Raw genomic sequence first — 17,297 nt, 5'->3', positions numbered from 1 at the left:
GTCGTCGGACCTCCATCCAACAGGAACGTCCCGAGCCGCGGCGAGCCGGCTCGGGACGTCTCAGGGAATCAGAACGGGAAAATGAACCAGTAGAAGGTGGCTGAGGCCGAAGCTCCGGCGCTGTCGGTGACCTTGACGGTCGGTCGGTAGGTGACTGCTGTGGTGGGGGAGCCGCTGATGAGGCCCGTGGACGAGTTGATGCTCTGACCGGCCGGCAACCCGGTGGCCGAGAACGTGTAGCTCCCCGATCCGCCGCCGGCCGCCATCTGCAGGCTGACCGCCTCACCCTTCTTCGAGGTCACGTGATTCGGGTTGACGAGCGTGAGAGTGCCGGTACTGCCACCAGTGACGGTCAGCTTGTACGTCGCCTGCTGGCTGGCCGTGCCCTTCGTGCCGGTCACCGTCACGGTGTAGTCGCCGGCCGGGGTGGAGGCCGACGTACTGATGGTGAGCTGCGACGAACCGCCGACGTTCACCTTGGCCGGGCTGAAGCTCGCTGTAGCGCCGCTGGGCAGTCCGCTCGCCGAGAAGTTGATGTCACCGGTCGGCTCGGGGCCTGTCTGACCCAACTGCTCGAGCAGTTCGGTCTTGTACGTCGACACCCGGGAATAGACCGAGTACCAGTTGCAGGCGTTGTCCATCCAGGAGAAGACTCCGACGATCGTGGTGCCGACCAGGAACGGTCCGCCCGAGTCGCCGGGGCAGGTCCCCATGCGGCCGTCGGAGAAGCCGGTGCAGAGCATCAGGGCCGGCTTGTACGTACCGGTGTACCGCTCGTTGCAGCCGCTGTCGGGCGCGACCGGGATGGTTGCCTTGCGCAACACCTCGCTGTAGGTGTTCTGGGCGGTCTTGCCCCAGCCGAGCACCAGGCCGTTCGTGCCGACCGACTCCTTGCTCGTGTCGGTGGCGATGGTCGGATACGTCATCCCGGCCGGTACCGGGACGTCGCGATCGAGCTGGACGACGGCGACGTCGTACCCGCCCTGGTAGCTGACGTGCTTGGGGTGCACCCAGGACGACTTGATCTCGGCGACGAAACCGGAGTCGTTCAGGTTGGTAGCGCCGTACACGAACCACTTGCGCCCTGGCTTCTCCACCAGGCAGTGCGCGGCGAGCAGTACCGTGTGCGGTCCCATCAACGAGGCGCTGCAGGACTGCTGCCCCGGGAACGACGAGCCCTCGCGCCGCATCGAGATCATGAACGGGTACTCGGCGACAGTGGTCGGCCGGCCGCCGACGACCGCGGGACCGGCGCCCCCACCGGTGCGCCCTCCGGTGACCGGTTCCGCGGCCGTCCTCGCGGCGGTCTTGATGGTGGCCGAGACCGACTTGCCGGCCTGAACCGAACCGGACGCCGGATCGGCCGTCACGGTGAAGTCACCCGTGGGTGGGGTCGTCGGACCGTTCGGGATGTACAGCAGCCTGTTCGGGGTGCCGGAGCGGATGTTGGTCATCTTGCCGGTGGTCGCGTTGTCGAGCACCCAGGACTTGAGCTGGGCCGGGGTCGCGCTCGGCTGCTCGGCCAGTCGCAGGGCCAGGGCTCCTGCGACGTGCGGCGCGGCCATCGACGTACCGGACAGGTTCCCGTACGACGAGTTGGACGAGTTGACGGACGAGTTGATGTTCGAACCAGGCGCGAACAGATCGGTGCACGGCCCGTCGTTCGAATCACCCGCCCGCGAGTCCGAACTGGTGGCGTTGGCGGTGCGGACACCGGTGTCGACGCGGCCACCAGGACCGTAGTCGCACGCGTTGCCGCCGTTGTTGCCGGTGATGAGCGCCCACTGCACGCCGGAGGTGGCAATCGCGCTCTTGATCGCGTCGACGCCGATCGCCGGGTTGTCGGCGTACACGCTGAGGTTGACGACGGCCGGCTTCTTCGCGTTGTTCGCGATCCACTCGGCCGCCGCGACGATGTCGGTGTCCTGGCCGCTGGACTGGCAGTTGAGGATGCGGACCGCCCACAGCGTGGCCTTCTTCGCCACCCCGCGGGTCTTGCCGGCGGCGATCCCGGACACGTGCGTGCCATGGCTCTTCGCGGTGTCGCAGTCCTCACCGTTGGTCGGCGGTTCGACGAAGTCGGCGCCGAACTTGGCCCGGCCCTCGAACTCCTGGTGGGCGTAGCGGATGCCGGTGTCGACGATGTAGATGTTCACCCCGGCCCCGTCCTTGGGGTAGGTGTACTTCTTGTCCAGCGGGAGGTCCCGCTGATCGATGCGGTCCAGGCCCCAGTTCGGCGGGTTGTCCTGGGTGTCCGCGGCGTGGGCAGTGCCGGACTGGATGACGGAGGCGACGGTGGGGTCGGCGGCCAGTCGCCGGGCCTGCTGGTCGCTGAGGTTCTTCACGACGAAGCCCTGCATGACGGTGCTGAACACGTCGGTGACGTTGCCGCCGTACCGGTCGGCGAGCGTCGAGGCCGCGCTGCCGATCGTTGCCCGGTCCTGCTGCTCGAGCGACGCGTTCTTCAGCTTGACCAGGTAGAGACCGGCCACCGGCTGACGCGCTGACGTGTCGACGACACCTTCCGGTTCGGCCGCTGATGCGTGCGGCATCAGTAAGGCAGTGGCCACTGCGGCGGCCAACAGGGGTACCGCTCTACGCAGAGAGCGCATTGCTACCTCCTTGGGGCGGGAATTCCGTAGGAGGACGGTAGCGACGCTATTTGCGGTCGGTTGGAATGCTGTTCCGCACTTTTGAATTCGCTGCGTTCGTGCTGGTCAGAGCGCTGTTCTGTTCACAGTTTTACGCGCATTCACCAGGCCCAGCGGACGCCGACCGTGCCCGGACGGACCTCCGGTACGGCGAATGACGTCGTACCGGCCTCGCTCAGGTGGAGGTTCGCCGTGTGCGAGCGATCGGAGCGGCGCACCCAGGCGGGTTGCCGGCCGAGGAACCGCAGTTGCAGGGTGTAGAGGCCGCCCGGGCGGGTGAAGTGGCGATAGAAGTTGTCCATCGGCTGACTGACCGGGAGCTTGAGCTCGTACTCGATGATCGCGTGTTCGCCGGTCTCGAGCGGCCGGTCGAAGAGGAACTCGGCGACGAACTGGCGGTTCTCCAGATCGCACCGAACCCGGCCGCGGCGGCCGAACGTCACGCCGGCCAGCTCGGGAACGAGGTTCTGCGGGTCGTCCATCTCGTGGTAGACCATGCAGCGGTCGACCCGTTCGGCGCGGGCCTCGGCGACGAGCCGGACGCGCTGCCGGCGGATTCCGGCGTCCTCGTTGACGACGAGCAGGTCGCTGGTGTCGAGGAACGCGAGCTGGCCGTCGGGCGGGGCGTTGAGGGCCTTGAGAAGCGGCTCGGAGGACGGCCAGAGCTTCCAGCGATCCAGTGTTCCGGGCGGGTGATCGATCCAGCGGCCGCGCGGGCGGCGGGCACCGAGCAGCGCCCGCAGGGACGAGGCGGGCAGGTCCAGGATCTCCTCGATCCGGGTCACGGCCTCGAGCGACTCGCCTCGCTCGGGCCGGCTGCGGCCACGCCGCCAGTACGACAGCGTCGTACGGCTGACTGTGACGCCCTTGGCGTCCAGCCGTAGCCGCAGGTCTTCCAGTGACATGTTGGCGGCGGCGATGGCCGAGTCGAGCGCGGCCTCGAACGGGCCGGTGCGCAAGAGCCGGGTCAGCTCTCGGTTGGCTTGCCGCATCGCCGCCTCCTTACCGCCCTGGTCAGCTGATCGCGTCGGCCTTCTTGTTGCGGTCGACCGACGACCAGCCGTCGTCGTTGAACAGTTCGGCCGACTGCCGCGGGCCGAAGAAGACCCCCTTCGCCTGCTGATCGCCTGCCAGCCAGTAGCGGAACCAGGCCGTCTCGACCCCGATCAAACGCTTGCGGGTGTCACCGGGGAAGAAGTGGTCCGAGCCCTTCAGTTCGGCGAAGAACGCCGGGTAGGTCGTCGCCCACGCGTACCGGCCGCGGACGTACGGCGAGGGCACAATGTAGTCGAGCTGTCCGGCGATGAACAGGCTCGGTCCCTTCATCGCCGGGACCGATCCCTGCGGACCGGGCTGGATCGGCGAGCTGGCTTTGACCATCGCGTCGGAGGCGGCCGCGATGGTGCCACCGCCGCCCTGCGAGTGGCCGGCCGCGCCGATGTTCGCGGTGTCGATCCTGCCCTGGAAGATGCTGCCGGAGCGGCCGTTCTCGGCGATCAGGAACGTGCCGCCGGCGAGCATCTCCTTGCCGGATCCGGATTGGCCGGTGTTCGCGGCGGCGACGACGAAGCCCCACGAAGCCCAGTGCTTCAGGGCCTCGTCGTACTGGCTGACCGTGGCGCCGGTGCCGTTGCCCCACAGGATGACGGGGTGCTTGGCGGTGTCCGAGGCGAGGTCGGACGGGTAGTAGAGCGTGTGGTCGGGGCCGCCGGTGACCTTGGTGACCTGGTGCGGGCCCGGCTGCTCGTAGTACCGGGTCGCGGTGACGGTGGGGGAGGACGTCGTGGCGGTCCAGGCAGGCTGGACGGCGACCAGGCCGACCACTGCGGCGGCGAGGACGGCTTTGACGACGAGGGATAATCTTCGCACTCGAAGACACCTTTCGGAATCGGGGCGGGGTCGATGATGATTCTTCCGGGTGATGTCGTTCGAGCGCTTTAGGTCCGGAGGTAAAGATTTCCGAGTGCTTTTGTGCTCGGTCACAAAAGGCCGGCTATTTGTTGCGGCGGCGCTTCGCCAGGCGGACGAATGTGCGGAGCGAACCGCCGCGAGCCGGGAGTCGGCCGGCGGTTGCGTCCGCGAGCAGGACGTCGACGGTCTCTTTGGCGCAGGTCCGGTTGGCGCCGATCCCACCGGACGGGCCGCGCTTGATCCAGCCGACCACATAGGTGCCGGGCCGGTCGGTGACGCGACCGGCCTCGTTCGGTACGACGGCGGTGTCCTCGTCGAACGGGAGGCCCGGGATCGCCGTACCGCGGTAGCCGACCGAGCGGATGAACAGTTCGGTGCCGAGCTCGACACCCTCGGTGGTGCGGACGGCGCGGACCCGGTCGTCCCCGATGAGCTCGGCCGCCGAGGCGTAGAACCGGAGCACGATGCGCCGACCCGGCTTGGGGGTGGATGCCCAGTCGATGGTCTCGAAGGCGGCGTCGCGCAGTGCGGCGGCCTTGGCGCCGGCTGGTTCGGTGATGGCGGCGCGGATGCGCGGGTCGTGGTCGTCGACGACCAGTTCGAACCCGGGGAGGTGCTTGAGCTCCAGGAGTTCAGGGATGCTGTACGACGCTTCGGCCGGGCCGCGGCGGGCGAGGATGACGATCTCGCGGTGGGTGTGTTCGGCGAGGGCAGAGAGCGCTCTCTGGGAGATCTCGGTGTTCTGGAGGGCCGCCGGATCTGACGCCAGGATGCGCGCGACGTCGAGAGCGACGTTCCCGGAGCCCGCGATCACGACGCGCCCGGCGGGGAGATCGAAGGTCGCTGACTCGGGGTGGCCGTTGTACCAGCGGACCAGTTCGCGGGCGGCGATGCTGCCGGGGAGGTCCTCGCCGGGGATGCCGAGGCGGCGGTCGTCGGCGCTGCCGACGGCGTAGATGACTGCGTTGTGATGAGCGAGCAGCTCGTCGTGGGTGATGGCACTGCCGACGTCGAGACCGAGCATCGTGCGGGTCCGCGGGTGGTCGTGGAACCGCGTGAAGCGGTCGGCGATTCGCCGGGTCGCCAGATGGTCGGGGGCGACGCCGTACCGGAGGAGGCCGCCGGCCTGGGGCAGACGGTCGATCAGAGTGACCTCGGCGTCGGTGTGCAGCAGGAGGTCCTCGGCCGCGTACATCCCGGCCGGGCCGGTGCCGACGATTGCCACCCGCAACGGGATACGGGCCGAAGGCAACGGTCGTTTCGGGGCGGGTGGTTCCCACGGGTGGAAGTTCGGGGACGGATCGGCGGGCGCGGGGATGTCGTCGAAGTACGCCGCGTTGATGGCGGCGTACTGCTGCAGGTGACCGGTGAGGGTCTCGATCGGGTGGATCGCGTCCGCGGGGCACGCATCGGCGCAGGCGCCGCAGGAGATGCAGGTGCCCGGGTCGACGTACAGCATGTCGGTGTTGCCGAACGCGCGCTCTTGCGGGGTCGGGTGGATGCAGTTGACCGGGCAGACCGATACACAGCTCGCGTCGCTGCAGCACGACTGGGTGATCGCGTAGGGCATCGGCGGGTCAGATCAGGTGCGCGCGGCGGTAGATGGCGACGGCCGGGAGAGTCAGCAGGCCGACCGAGGAGAGGAACTCCATCAGCCCGGCGCAGCTTGAGCGCAGCATCGACTTGTAGTGCTCGTTGGCCCGGGCTTCGCGCAGAGAGCGCTCTACGTCGAGGCCGGCGGCGGCGTACGCGTCGGCGTTCACCATGCTCGTGATGATGAAGTACGCCGCGGCCGCCACGATCACGCTGCTCTTCAACCGCCGGATCTTGCTGGAGCCCGCGAGCTGCTCACGTACTTCCTCGCGGGCGAACTTCATGTGCCGCGACTCTTCGACGACATGGATGTTGCTGATCGTCCGCACGAACGGAACGATGCGCTCATCGCGCATCCAGTCCCGTTGCATGACGTCGGTGACCTCCTCGGCGACCAGGATCGCGGCGTACGCGGTCTCGGCCGAGGCGAGCGTCTTGAAAGCGCGGCCGAGTTCGATCACGTGGCGGCGCGGCCGGTACGGCGGAGCTTCGAGCTTGGCGGCGCCGCGGGCGAACATGATCGAGTGCCGGCACTCGTCGGCGATCTCGGTCAGTGCCCACTGGAAGTCCGGATCGGTCGGGTCCTTGGCGTAGAAGTCGCGCAGCATCATCTGCTGCAGGATCATCTCGAACCAGATCCCGGTACTCGCGACCGACGCCACTTCCTGCCGAGTGAGCGCTCTCTGGCGATCTTCGCCCATCTCGTGCCAGTACGCCGTCCCGTACAGGGTGCTCCACTCGGGAGTGAGACCGTGCAGCCCGGTGTCGAGCGGGGTGTCCCAGTCGACCTCGACGAGTGGGTCGTACGACACCGCGTCCGCCGAGCGCAAGAGTTGTGCGGTGACGCGCTGGTCGGTGCCGGGGTCCGTCGCAGTCATGGTCATCTCCGTTCGCAGGGATATGCCATCTCCGATGTTACATCGCCAATGGCGGATGTCCAGCAGGGTGCGAAGATCGAGAACGGCTACCGTGGGTGAGTGGGCAAGCGTTGGTGGATCGTCGTCGCTGGTGTGCTCGTGGTCGGGGCCTGGAGTGCGCGCGACAACGACGAACCGCAGGCGGCGCCGGAGAAGGTCGTCTCGACGAAGCCCACGCCCAAGCCGACGAAATCCACTCAGCCACCAGCGGCTGAGCGATCGGCGGGGAACTGGTACGACAACTACGATCCGGCGCACTTCGCCGTACAGGTCCGGAAGTCGGCCAAGAAGGCCGGCGTGAACCCGCAGCTCCTGATGGCGATCCTCTACAACGAGGACTACAAGCCGCACACCCCGGAGCTCGAGCGATCCTGGCAGCGCATCAAGCCGGACGCCTCCTTCGGCATCGCGAACATGCACCGCGCCGCCTTCAACGAAACCAAACGCGGCCGCTTCGCCAAGCGCCAATGGGAAGAGCTCCCCGACGACCCGGACCTAGCCATCGAAGCAGCCGCCTGGCACCTCCACGACCTCGCGAACCGCCTCCCGGCCAAGCGCTCGTCCGACCTCACCAAGGACGAACTAGTTGCCCTCGGCTACAACGCCGGCGCCGGCAACATGCGAGCCTTCGCCCGTGGCGCGCGTCCCGGCGCGCAAGCCCAGTCATACCTCAACAACCTCCGCGAGAACTGGGAGGAGTCGGCAACAGCTCTCAAGTAGTCGGGAGGAGTTGGGTGGGGTCGCCGGGGCGGGTGAGGGTTAGGAGGGCTCGCTGGATTTCGGGGCGGGCGTTGAGGGCGTCTTCGATGGTGTTGAGGCGGGCGGCTACGTCGGATTCGGGGGCGTTGCCGGTGAGGTCGACGGCGGCGACGAGGAAGATTCGGTCGGCGCCTACCCATTCCATGTGCAGGAAGCTGACGGCTTCGATCTCGTCGTGTTCGAGGAGGGCGTGCAGGGCGCGGTCGTGGGCGGCGGGGCTGACGGTTTCGCCGGTGAGGAAGTCCATGTTGCGGCTGATCAGGAAGAGGGCGACGAAGCCGAGGAGGAGGCCGACGACGATCGAGCCGATCGCGTCCCAGGCGGCGTTGCCGGTGAGTTGGTGCAGGGCGATGCCGGCCGCGGCGACGACGATGCCGATCAGGGCGACGAGGTCTTCGACGAAGACTGCGCGCAGGATCGGGTTCGAGGTGGCCTTGACGTAGTGCAGGGGGCGGATGTGGCGCAGGGAGGCGGCTGACCGGGTCTGGCGGAGGGCCTGCAGGAACGAGATGCTTTCGAGGACGAACGAGATGCCTAGTACGGCGTACGCCCAGGTGTACGACGCTTCTTCGGGTTCGCCGCTGCGGAGTGCCTGGATGCCGTGCCAGACCGAGACCGCGGCGCCGACGGCGAACAGGCCGAAGGCGGCGAACATGGACCAGATGTAGCCGACGCGGCCGTAGCCGAGGGGGTGGCTGGCGTCGGCGGGTTTGGCGGCTCGGCGTTCGCCGATCAGCAGGAACACCTCGTTGCCGGCGTCGGCCCAGGAGTGCGCGGCTTCGGCGACCATCGACGCGGAGGCGGTGATGACGGCGACGACGCTCTTGGCCAGGGCGATCAGGATGTTCGCGGTCAGGGCGACGACGACGGTGAGAAGGCTCTCGCTGCCGTTCGCCTCGGGGCTGTCTGCCTGCGTGCTGCTCACGGGTCGACAGTAGACCGGACACGCCGCGCGACCCGGCCCGACTCGGCGGCAGTTCCTAGACTCGGGAGTGCCGTTGGAGTCCCGGGAGGCGCCGATGACCGCTGAACCACGTCTCTCGGACGATCGGTCCGAGGTGGCGCGCATCTTGTTCGAGCTCGCCGTACCGGGGTTGCTGCAGAACGCCGCGACCACGGTCGAGGAGCAACGGATCGAGTACCGCGAGGAAGCGGTTGCTCGCGTTCTCGGCGGTCAGCTGAGTGCGGCGCAACTTGAGTACGTGACCAAGGCGATGTCCCCGTGCCCGCCGTACCTGGTCACCTCGGCGGCGCAGCGGATCACCTGGCGCGACAGCCGCGGGATCGTGAATGTCGCCCACACCGGACCGCTCGGCGCGGTCGTCCCGGTCGTCGCGCGCGAGGCGACGCTCGAACTGTGGGCGCGGCTGGAGAACGACGCTGAGCTGGAGCGCCGTACGGCGGAACTCCCGGAGAGCGCGATCAAGTTGCTAGCGGCAACCACCACCGATCGGACTCCGACCGAGATCTTCAGGACCGGCGTGGACGCGGCCGCGCGGACGCTCGTCCAGCACGCGTTCCTGGTGGCACAGACGCCGTACGGCGATGCTGCGGAGCTGGCCCGTGGACTCGGAGAGAGCGGTATCTTCGACGCGGTCGCGACGACCTGGTACTGGGGATTGCAAGCGTCGACCTACCGCCGCGGGATGATCCCGGCCTCGCTGGTCACGTTCGCCGGCCGGGTGCGCTACTCCGTCGACACCGTGGTCGCACTCCGCGCGATGAAGGACGCGCAACTGGCGCACGCGCAGGATGACAGCCTCGAACCGCTCCCGAGCGGCGCGCAGTACAGCCAACTCGCCCCCGGACAGCGACCGCGCTGCCTCGCCCGCAACCCCCAGGTGTACGACGAGGGCCGGATGAGCGTGCTCGCGCTGGTTGCCGACACGTTCGTGGAGACGTTCGTGCGGCTGCTCGACCATATCGAGGTCGTCCCGGCCGTCGTCGACCATGCCAAGCCGGTGCCCGACACGGAAGCCGAAGTGTTCGAGGTGCCGGACATGACGTGCAGTCATTGCACGCGGACGATCACCAAGGTGCTCGGTGAACTCGGGGTCGCGCCGCCGGAGTTCGACCTGATCACGAAGAGGGTGGTCGCGGTGTTCCCGTCCGCCGAGATCCGCGAGCGCGGGTTCGATGCGATCCGCGCTCGGGGCTACACCGTCGTGCCGAGGCAGGATTAGACGCTATCCGAGCTCGGGCTGCACCGTCGTACCGGGGCAGGACTAAACGCTGCGCAGCACCGAGACGACGACGCCGAGGATGGCGGCGTTGTCGCCGTCGATGACCTCGAAGGCGGGGTTGCGCGGTTCGAGGAAGACGTGGCCGTTGCGGCGCTTGTAGACCTTCACGGTCGCCTCTTCGTCGATCATCGCCGCGACGATCTGGCCGGAGTGTGCCTCGTGCTGCTGACGGACCACGACGATATCGCCGTCACAGATCGCGGCATCGATCATCGACTCGCCGCGCACCCGCAGACCGAAGACATTGCCCCGACCGGTCAGCTCGCGGGGGAGCTGCATGACGTCGTCCACGTGCTCGATCGCGGAGATCGGCGTACCGGCGGCGATGTCACCGACGACCGGCACCGGCACGTTCGTACCGTTGTCTTCGCGGCTCACCGACTCGGGCAGGAACGTCCGGACGTCGATCGGCCGGGAGACCGAGGGGCTGCGGCGCAGGAAGCCCTTGTCCTCGAGGCTGGTCAGGTGCTTCGAGACCGAGGACGACGAGCGCAGGCCGACCGCGTCACCGATCTGCCGGCTGCTCGGCGAGTACCCGTGCCGCTGCACCCAGTCCCGGATCACCACCAGGATCCGTTGCTGACGCTCCGGCAGAGCGTTCGCGTCCAGGTCGCCGAACATATCCAGATCAGTCACCGCGAAATCCTAGGCCGGATCACGCGGTGCATCGGCCACCGACCCACCCCTTGACTTGACCCTCCCAGCCGGAACAATTCTTCATGACAAAAGATCAGTACGGCGAAATGTTTCCATCGAGAGGGCGCCCTCCATGAACGATGTGTCACGACGGACCTTCCTGCAGCGAGCTGCGGTCGGTACCCTGCTCGCCACCGGCGGCAGCACGCTGCTGAGCGCGTGCGCGTCCGGCAGCGACGACAGCCCGTCGGGTGGCGGCGGTGGCGCGGAGAAGACCGCGACCAACCCGTTCGGAGTGAAGGCTTCGGATCCGCTCGACGTCGTCATCTTCAAGGGCGGGTACGGCGACGACTACGCCAAGGCGCACGAGGAGTTGTACAAGAAGAAGTACGCCGGTGTCGCGATCAAGCACACCGGGATCACCGACATCACGCCGCAACTGCAACCGCGGTTCAACGGCGGCAACCCGCCGGACGTGATCGACAACTCCGGCGCCCAGTTGCTGCCGATGTCGACGCTCGCCACGACCGGCCAGCTCAGCGACCTGACCGAGCTGTTCGACGCGCCGTCGATCGACGACCCGAACAAGAAGGTGCGCGACACCCTCGAACCGATCGCGCTCGAGGCCGCGCAGCTCGACGGCAAGCCGCAGGTACTCGAATACGTGCTGACCGTCTACGCGCTCTGGTACGACAAGAAGCTGTTCACCGATCACGGGTGGGAGCCGGCCAAGACCTGGAGCGACTTCATCACGCTGTGCGGTGAGATCAAGAAGGCCGGGATCGCGCCGCTCACGCATCAGGGCAAGTTCGGCAACTACATCGGCGCGATCGTCCTCGACCTCGCGGTCAAACACGGCGGGCACGACGTGATCAAGGCGATCGACGAGCTCCAGCCGGACGCGTGGAAGCATCCTTCGATCAAGCTCGGCGCGGAGGCGTTGCTGGAGCTCAAGGGCAAGGGCTTCATCATGCCGGGCACCGAGGGCCTCGATCACATCCAGTCGCAGACCGCGTGGAACCAGCGCAAGGCGGCGTTCATCCCGTCCGGTTCGTGGCTGGAGAACGAGCAGAAGCTGGTCGCGCCGAAGGACTTCCAGACCACCGCGACCTTCACGCCGCTGCTCGACGGTGCCAAGCTGCCGGTCGACTGCACGCACATCGCAGCCGGCGAGAACTTCATCGTCCCCGCGAAGGCGAAGAACAAGGCCGGCGGTCTGGAGTACCTGCGCGTCATGCTGTCCAAGGAGGCGGCCGGCAAGTTCACCGGCCTGACCGGTTCGCCGACGGTGGTGAAGGGTTCGACCGAGGGGATCACGCTGACCCCGGGCGCCGCGTCGTCCGCCGCGCTGATCACCTCCGGTGGCGCGAACAACTGGACGACGTACTTCGCCAGCTGGTACTCGACCATGGATCAGCCGTCCCGCAGCATCTACGCCGAGCTCGCGGCCGCCCGCATCACCGCGGACGAGTTCTGCAACCGGATGCAGAAGCTCGCCGACGACACCGCCAAGGACCCCAAGACCAAGAAGCAAACCCGGAGTTAAGTGCCCGAAAGCTTCTTGCGGAGTAGTCCGCTCGGGCTGTCAGATGTAACGCATGACGGGATCGGGGGATCACCGGCTGGATCTGCACGTTCTGGGACCGGTGGGATTCAGGGTCGGGAACGAGTCGTTCGAGATCGCGCGGCGGATGGAGCGCACGCTCGCGGTGCGGCTCGCGCTGGCGCGCGGCCGGATCGTGCCCGATGAGGCGATCGCCCGCGACCTCTGGGGCGACGAGGAGCTCGAACCGGAGCGCGTCGCCGAGCGACTCCGCGTCCTGTCCCACCGGCTCCGTCGTGCGTTGGGTGCGCACAGTTCCGTCGTACGGCGGGAGTCGGGCGGCTACGCGCTGGATGCGGTGCTGGCGGACGTGGACGCCGTCGATGAGGCGGTACCGCGGGCGGCCGCATTCCGTCGTACCGGCGAAACGAAGCGCGCGCTCACTGTGGTCACGGAGGCGTTGGCCGCGTGGCGGGGACCGGCCTTCGCCGATCTGCGGGACCTGCCGTTCATCGCGGTCGAGGCGACCAAGCTCGATGACCTATACCGCGAACTGCTCGTGCAGCGGGTCGAACTCGAGCTGGATCTCGGCATCGACATCACCGCGGATGTGGAACGCCTGGTGATCGACCACCCGCTCGACGAACGCCTCACCGGCCTGGCCGTCATCGCGCTCTACCGCGCGGGCCGGCAGGCCGACGCGCTCGAACGCATCCAGCGCCTCCGCGCCCGCCTCGCCGACGAACTGGGCGTGGATCCCTCGGCGGCGACCACTGAACTGGAGCTGCAACTCCTTCGGCAAGATCCGTTGCTGCAGGCACCTGAAGCGCCTCGCCCGAGCCGCCTGCCCGACCTGATCTGGCTCACCCCACGCGATCACTTCGTCGGCCGCACCGACGACGTACACACCCTGCTCGACGAGCTCGATCGACCGGGCCTCGTCACCATCGTCGGCGGTCCGGGCGCCGGCAAGACCGTGCTCGCCCGCGAACTAGCCATCGCCGTACGGCGGGCCAACCGGCCGATCGCCTGGTGCGATCTGGCCGCGTTGAGCAGCGACTCCGCGGTTGTGCCTGCCCTCGCGGCGGCCATCGGTGTCGACCCTGGTGCAGGCGATCCGCTACCTGAATGCGCAGACCGTCTGGCCGGTGCGCTCCTCGTCCTGGACAACGCCGAGCATGTCGTCGACGGCGTTGCCGAGGTGGTCAGATCGCTGCAGTGGAAGGCGGAGCGGCTCTCGATCCTGGTCACCTCGCAACGGCCGCTGCGGCTCCGCGCCGAGCAGACCCACCAACTCGGGGCGCTCGATCCGGACGCGGCGGCCGAGCTGTTTCGCGTTCGCTGCCGAGCCGAGGAACTGCTGCCGGGCGACGAGCGAGTGACGGCGATCTGTGCGGCTGTCGACCATCTTCCGCTGGGCATCGAGCTGGCCGCCGGTCTGGTCCGGACCCTCACGATGGACCAGTTGGCCGCCCGAATCCACCAGCGGACCCGGCTCCTGGTGTCCGGCAATCGGGATTCTGGTGCTCGGCATTCGAGTCTGCGAGCTGCGATCGATTGGAGTCACGCGCTCCTCGATCCGCCGTCGCGGACGGTGCTCGACCGGCTCGCGGTCTTCGCCGGTGGCTGCACGCTGGAGGCGGCCGAACAGGTTGCCGGCGGCAACGGAATACCCGCGACCGAGATCCCGGTGATCCTGGCCGACCTGCACGAGCGCTCGCTGCTCACGGTCACGATCGGCGAGGGCGGTCGCCGGTACCGGTTGCTGGAATCCATCCGCGACTACGCCCTCGACCGCCTCGGCCGCGACGAGGACGCCGTACGGCGGGAGCACGCGCGCTGGTGCGCCGACCTCGCCGGACGGACCGAGCGGTACGGCGGTGCCGACCACGCCGATCTGGATCGCGAACTCCGGTTGGAGGAAGCGAATCTCCGGGCCGCGATCGAATTCGCGCTGGAGAACGATCCGCCGCTGGTGCTCGAGATCGTCACCCCGACCTGGTGGTACTGGTGGAGTCACGGCGCGATCGACACCGGCCGCGACTGGTTGCGGCGCGCCCTCGCGGCCGCCGATCCGGAGCCGACCGTCGAACGCGCCACCTCGATCCGCGTCTCGGCGTCGTTGACCCGCAACAGCGGCCAGTACGGCGAGGCGCGGGTGCTCGGGGAGCAGGCGCTGCAGATGTTCCGGGAGCTCGGTGATGAACGCGGGTACGGCGCATCTCTGATCGGACTCGGGATCACCAGTCTCGCCGGCCGCGACTACGAGCAGTGCCTGAAACAAGCGACCGAGGCGGTGGAGATCTTCGCGGCCCTGGCCAATGAACGGTTGCGGGCGGCCGCGCAGAATCTGGTCGGTACTGCGCTTCGTGGACTCGGCCGGACTGTTGAGGCCGAGGCGGTGTTCCTGGAGGTGTGTGCGGTCTGGCGGGCGCAGGAGGATCTGCGCGGGCTGGGAGCCTCGCTCTGCAACCTGGCGCTGGTTCGGCACCAGCTCGGTGACTATGCCGACGTACGCAGGCTTTCGTTGGAGGCGTTGCGGATCTATCGCGAGATCAACCTCACCGAAGGCGTGATCGATGCGGTCGACTTGATCGCCGGGGTCGAGTTGGCCGAAGGTCGTCCCGCCGACGCGCTGCGGCTGCTGACGATCGCCGGGGTGGAGCGGATCCGGATCGGTGCGCCGCAGATCATCCCCGATGAGCTGGATGCTCGCGAAGGCGCCGAAGCGGAAGCGCGCCGGCAGTTGGGGCTCGCGGCAACCGCAGTCGTTGCCGAAGCGCGCGCCGTACCGTTCGACGTGATTGCACGGGAGCTTGCCACTTAGTGCAGCGGCGGCGTGGCGGCTTTCGATCGCCGATAGCATCCGGGCATCGAGTCGAGTGCCGGATGCTCTTCGACACTGGCATGCCGTCGCAGCTTGACTTGGGGGATCTGTCGTCAGTGAGGAGCTGTTGTGAGGTTGTTCAGACCTGGGGTGGTCACGCTTGCCCTTGGATTGATTGCAGGAGTAGCGGCCGCCGGCCCAGCCGCCGCGGAGGAGACCCGCACCGTCTCGTACCGCGGCTATCAGGTGACCGTCCCGTCCGACTGGGCGGTGGTGGACCTGGCCGCTGACCCGACCGCGTGTGTCCGGTTCGACCGGCCGGCGGTGTATCTAGGCCGCAGTACGGCGCAGGCGAACTGCCCCGCGGATGCCGCGGGCCACAGTCACGGGCTGGTCCTCGAACCGCTCGTCACCGCGACGCCGTCCACGCCGGGCTTGCTGCGCCGCGTCGTCCAGGACGCCGGCGTACTGGCGACGGCGTACTACGAACCAGGTGCGGAGCGCGCCGCGGCCGACGTCCTCGGGACCGGGCGGGTCGTGTCGAAGTCGCGTGTCGCCCAGGTAGCCCAGCCGGCCGCCGTCGCGCCGTCGATTGTTGCCACCGGCACCCTGAAGGGCGAGGCGTTCGACGCCTGCGCTGCGCCGCCGCAGGCCACGATGGACGCCTGGAAGCCGGACTTCCAGGGCATCGGTATCTACATCAGCGGTGGCGTCCGGAAGTGTGATCAGCCGAACCTGACGCCGGACTGGGTGACCACGAACGCGGGCAAGGGCTGGCAGTTCCTGCTGATCGACGTCGGGCTGCAGGCGCCGTGCTCGACGTTCAGCGCCGAGAAGAGGATGTCTGCCGTCCCGGCGACAGCGCTCGGCCAGGGCAAGACCGCCGCGGCGAACGCAGTCGCGGCCGCGCAGGCGCTCGGATTCGCGCCGCGCAGTGCGATCTACAGCGACATCGAGCACTACACCTCGACGGCCGCCTGTAAGGCCGCCGTACTGTCGTATGCGAGCGGTTGGACGCAGGAGCTCCACGCTCGTGGCTACCAGGGCGGCGTCTACGGCTCGGCCAGCTCGGTCGGCGCCGACTTCGCGAGCGCCTTCACGAGTACGGCGTACACGCGGCCGGACAACCTGTGGTTCGCGCATTGGGGCTCGACGCCGGTGGGGACCAGCAGGTTCGTCCCAGCGACCACGTGGACCAACCACGAGCGCGTCCACCAGTACGCCGGTGACGTCACCGAGACGCATGGCGGCGTCTCGATGCAGATCGACCGGAACTACGCCGACCTGACCGCGCCGCCGCCTCCGGTGACGAACTTCTCGGTCACGGGTGGTTCGTCCGCCGCGACACTGCGCTGGACGAAGCCGGCCGGGACCACGCTCGGCCAGATCATGATCCGCACGGCCGTCGGCTCCACGCCGCCGCCGCTGGTCACTTCGGGTTCGTCGGTTTACAACGGGACCGCGAGTCTCTACACGATGACGCGCCTGGCGAACTCGGCCAGCTACGCGTTCCGCGCGTGGGTGAAGGACAGCACGGGCAAGGTCAGCCCGGGCGCCGACGTACTGCTGGTCGGGACGAAGGCCACCGCGACGGCGAGCGGGGCCTGGATCACGTACGGCGGTTCTGTCACCGTCTCGACAACTGTCACGCGGCTCGACGGCGGGCCGCTGAGTGGTGCTCCGATCGTGCTCTACGCGAAAGCGAAGAACGCGACGGCGTACACGGCGGTCGCCACGGTCACGTCGGATGCGAACGGTGTGGCGACTTCGGTGCAGAAGCCGGGGGTCTCCACGCATTACCAGTGGGGTTACAACGGGGCTGCGGGCCTGCTCGGGACGCGGAGCGCGGTTGCGCTGGTTGAGGTTCGGCCCGGCATCTCGTCGTACCTGAATCCGGCCGCGATCAAGCTGGGGGCGTCGAGCAACTTCTACGGCTACCTCACGCCGCCGCACCAGGGCACCAAGGCCTACCTGCAGCGCAAGTCCGGGACGAGCTGGGCGGCGGCCGGCACCGGTGTGCTGTCTGCCAACGGCAAGTACTCGTTCGTCATCAAGCCGACTGCGAAGGGGACCTACACCTATCGCGTTGTGTGGCTGGCGGATGCGGATCACCAGGGCACGCAGACGCCGTCGAAGGTGCTGACCGTTAGCTGATGGCCTATCGCGAGCAGCGATTGCTTCGATCGGAAACAATCGCTGTTCGCGATCCGGATTGCG

The 17,297-nt window shown here is 68.1% G+C and carries 12 protein-coding genes; 5 read left to right on the top strand and 7 right to left on the bottom strand.

Annotated features, from left to right (window positions below; genetic code table 11):
- Positions 1 to 68: 68 nt before the first annotated feature.
- From ACFTSF_RS09810 to ACFTSF_RS09790, 5 genes are all read right to left on the bottom strand, one after another.
- On the bottom strand, positions 69 to 2,612 hold the full coding sequence (locus tag ACFTSF_RS09810) for a trypsin-like serine protease (protein WP_380153464.1): 2,544 nt from the start codon (positions 2,610 to 2,612) through the stop codon (positions 69 to 71).
- A gap of 140 nt (positions 2,613 to 2,752) precedes the next feature.
- Positions 2,753 to 3,643: an XRE family transcriptional regulator gene (locus tag ACFTSF_RS09805; RefSeq protein WP_380153463.1), complete on the bottom strand. Its 891-nt coding sequence runs from the start codon at positions 3,641 to 3,643 to the stop codon at positions 2,753 to 2,755.
- Positions 3,644 to 3,665: 22 nt separating this feature from the next.
- Complete coding sequence (locus ACFTSF_RS09800; protein WP_380153462.1) at positions 3,666 to 4,520, bottom strand: alpha/beta hydrolase family protein; 855 nt, start codon at positions 4,518 to 4,520, stop codon at positions 3,666 to 3,668.
- Between the two features lie 124 nt (positions 4,521 to 4,644).
- Positions 4,645 to 6,132 (bottom strand): FAD-dependent oxidoreductase, encoded by a 1,488-nt coding sequence (locus ACFTSF_RS09795; protein WP_380153461.1) that lies wholly within the window; start codon positions 6,130 to 6,132, stop codon positions 4,645 to 4,647.
- A 7-nt stretch (positions 6,133 to 6,139) separates the two neighbouring features.
- Positions 6,140 to 7,033: a diiron oxygenase gene (locus tag ACFTSF_RS09790; RefSeq protein WP_380153460.1), complete on the bottom strand. Its 894-nt coding sequence runs from the start codon at positions 7,031 to 7,033 to the stop codon at positions 6,140 to 6,142.
- Positions 7,034 to 7,132: 99 nt separating this feature from the next.
- On the opposite strand from ACFTSF_RS09790, the gene ACFTSF_RS09785 reads away from it, so the two are divergent.
- Entirely contained in the window at positions 7,133 to 7,792 is a 660-nt protein-coding gene (locus ACFTSF_RS09785; protein ID WP_380153459.1) for a transglycosylase SLT domain-containing protein, read from the top strand.
- Here the strand turns inward: ACFTSF_RS09785 and ACFTSF_RS09780 are convergent.
- Positions 7,785 to 8,756 carry a cation diffusion facilitator family transporter gene (locus ACFTSF_RS09780; RefSeq protein WP_380153458.1) on the bottom strand — a complete coding sequence of 324 codons (972 nt, stop codon included), beginning with the start codon at positions 8,754 to 8,756 and terminating at the stop codon, positions 7,785 to 7,787. The genes ACFTSF_RS09785 and ACFTSF_RS09780 overlap by 8 nt on opposite strands.
- Positions 8,757 to 8,850: 94 nt before the next feature.
- Between ACFTSF_RS09780 and ACFTSF_RS09775 the strand changes: the two genes are divergently transcribed.
- A complete protein-coding gene (locus ACFTSF_RS09775; protein WP_380153457.1) occupies positions 8,851 to 10,014 on the top strand; it encodes a heavy-metal-associated domain-containing protein in 1,164 nt (387 codons plus the stop codon).
- A 42-nt stretch (positions 10,015 to 10,056) separates the two neighbouring features.
- Here the strand turns inward: ACFTSF_RS09775 and lexA are convergent, their stop codons facing one another.
- Positions 10,057 to 10,695, bottom strand: coding sequence for a transcriptional repressor LexA (gene lexA, locus ACFTSF_RS09770; protein WP_380153979.1), 639 nt, complete (start codon positions 10,693 to 10,695; stop codon positions 10,057 to 10,059).
- 148 nt (positions 10,696 to 10,843) lie between these two features.
- Here lexA and ngcE point away from each other — a divergent pair, with 148 nt between their 5' ends.
- The 3 genes from ngcE (at position 10,844) to ACFTSF_RS09755 (ending at position 17,234) form a co-directional block, all read left to right on the top strand.
- Positions 10,844 to 12,256 carry an N-acetylglucosamine/diacetylchitobiose ABC transporter substrate-binding protein gene (gene ngcE, locus ACFTSF_RS09765; protein ID WP_380153456.1) on the top strand — a complete coding sequence of 471 codons (1,413 nt, stop codon included), beginning with the start codon at positions 10,844 to 10,846 and terminating at the stop codon, positions 12,254 to 12,256.
- Between the two features lie 52 nt (positions 12,257 to 12,308).
- Positions 12,309 to 15,080: a BTAD domain-containing putative transcriptional regulator gene (locus tag ACFTSF_RS09760; protein WP_380153455.1), complete on the top strand. Its 2,772-nt coding sequence runs from the start codon at positions 12,309 to 12,311 to the stop codon at positions 15,078 to 15,080.
- A 129-nt stretch (positions 15,081 to 15,209) separates the two neighbouring features.
- Positions 15,210 to 17,234, top strand: coding sequence for a glycoside hydrolase domain-containing protein (locus tag ACFTSF_RS09755; protein WP_380153454.1), 2,025 nt, complete (start codon positions 15,210 to 15,212; stop codon positions 17,232 to 17,234).
- The last annotated feature ends 63 nt before the right edge of the window (positions 17,235 to 17,297 follow it).

This window comes from Kribbella sp. NPDC056951 (assembly GCF_042674205.1).
GTDB lineage: Bacteria > Actinomycetota > Actinomycetes > Propionibacteriales > Kribbellaceae > Kribbella > Kribbella yunnanensis.
The sequence above is the reverse complement of the archived record's forward strand: the minus strand, read 5'-3'. Positions and strand labels throughout refer to the sequence as shown.

Coding starts and splice junctions, on each gene's coding strand:
- ACFTSF_RS09775 (WP_380153457.1), top strand. CDS start 8,851: ATGACCGCTGAACCACGTCTCTCGGACGATCGGTCCGAGGTGGCGCGC.
- ACFTSF_RS09790 (WP_380153460.1), bottom strand. CDS start 7,033: ATGACTGCGACGGACCCCGGCACCGACCAGCGCGTCACCGCACAACTC.
- ACFTSF_RS09810 (WP_380153464.1), bottom strand. CDS start 2,612: ATGCGCTCTCTGCGTAGAGCGGTACCCCTGTTGGCCGCCGCAGTGGCC.
- ngcE (WP_380153456.1), top strand. CDS start 10,844: ATGAACGATGTGTCACGACGGACCTTCCTGCAGCGAGCTGCGGTCGGT.
- ACFTSF_RS09760 (WP_380153455.1), top strand. CDS start 12,309: ATGACGGGATCGGGGGATCACCGGCTGGATCTGCACGTTCTGGGACCG.
- ACFTSF_RS09805 (WP_380153463.1), bottom strand. CDS start 3,643: ATGCGGCAAGCCAACCGAGAGCTGACCCGGCTCTTGCGCACCGGCCCG.
- lexA (WP_380153979.1), bottom strand. CDS start 10,695: ATGTTCGGCGACCTGGACGCGAACGCTCTGCCGGAGCGTCAGCAACGG.
- ACFTSF_RS09795 (WP_380153461.1), bottom strand. CDS start 6,132: ATGCCCTACGCGATCACCCAGTCGTGCTGCAGCGACGCGAGCTGTGTA.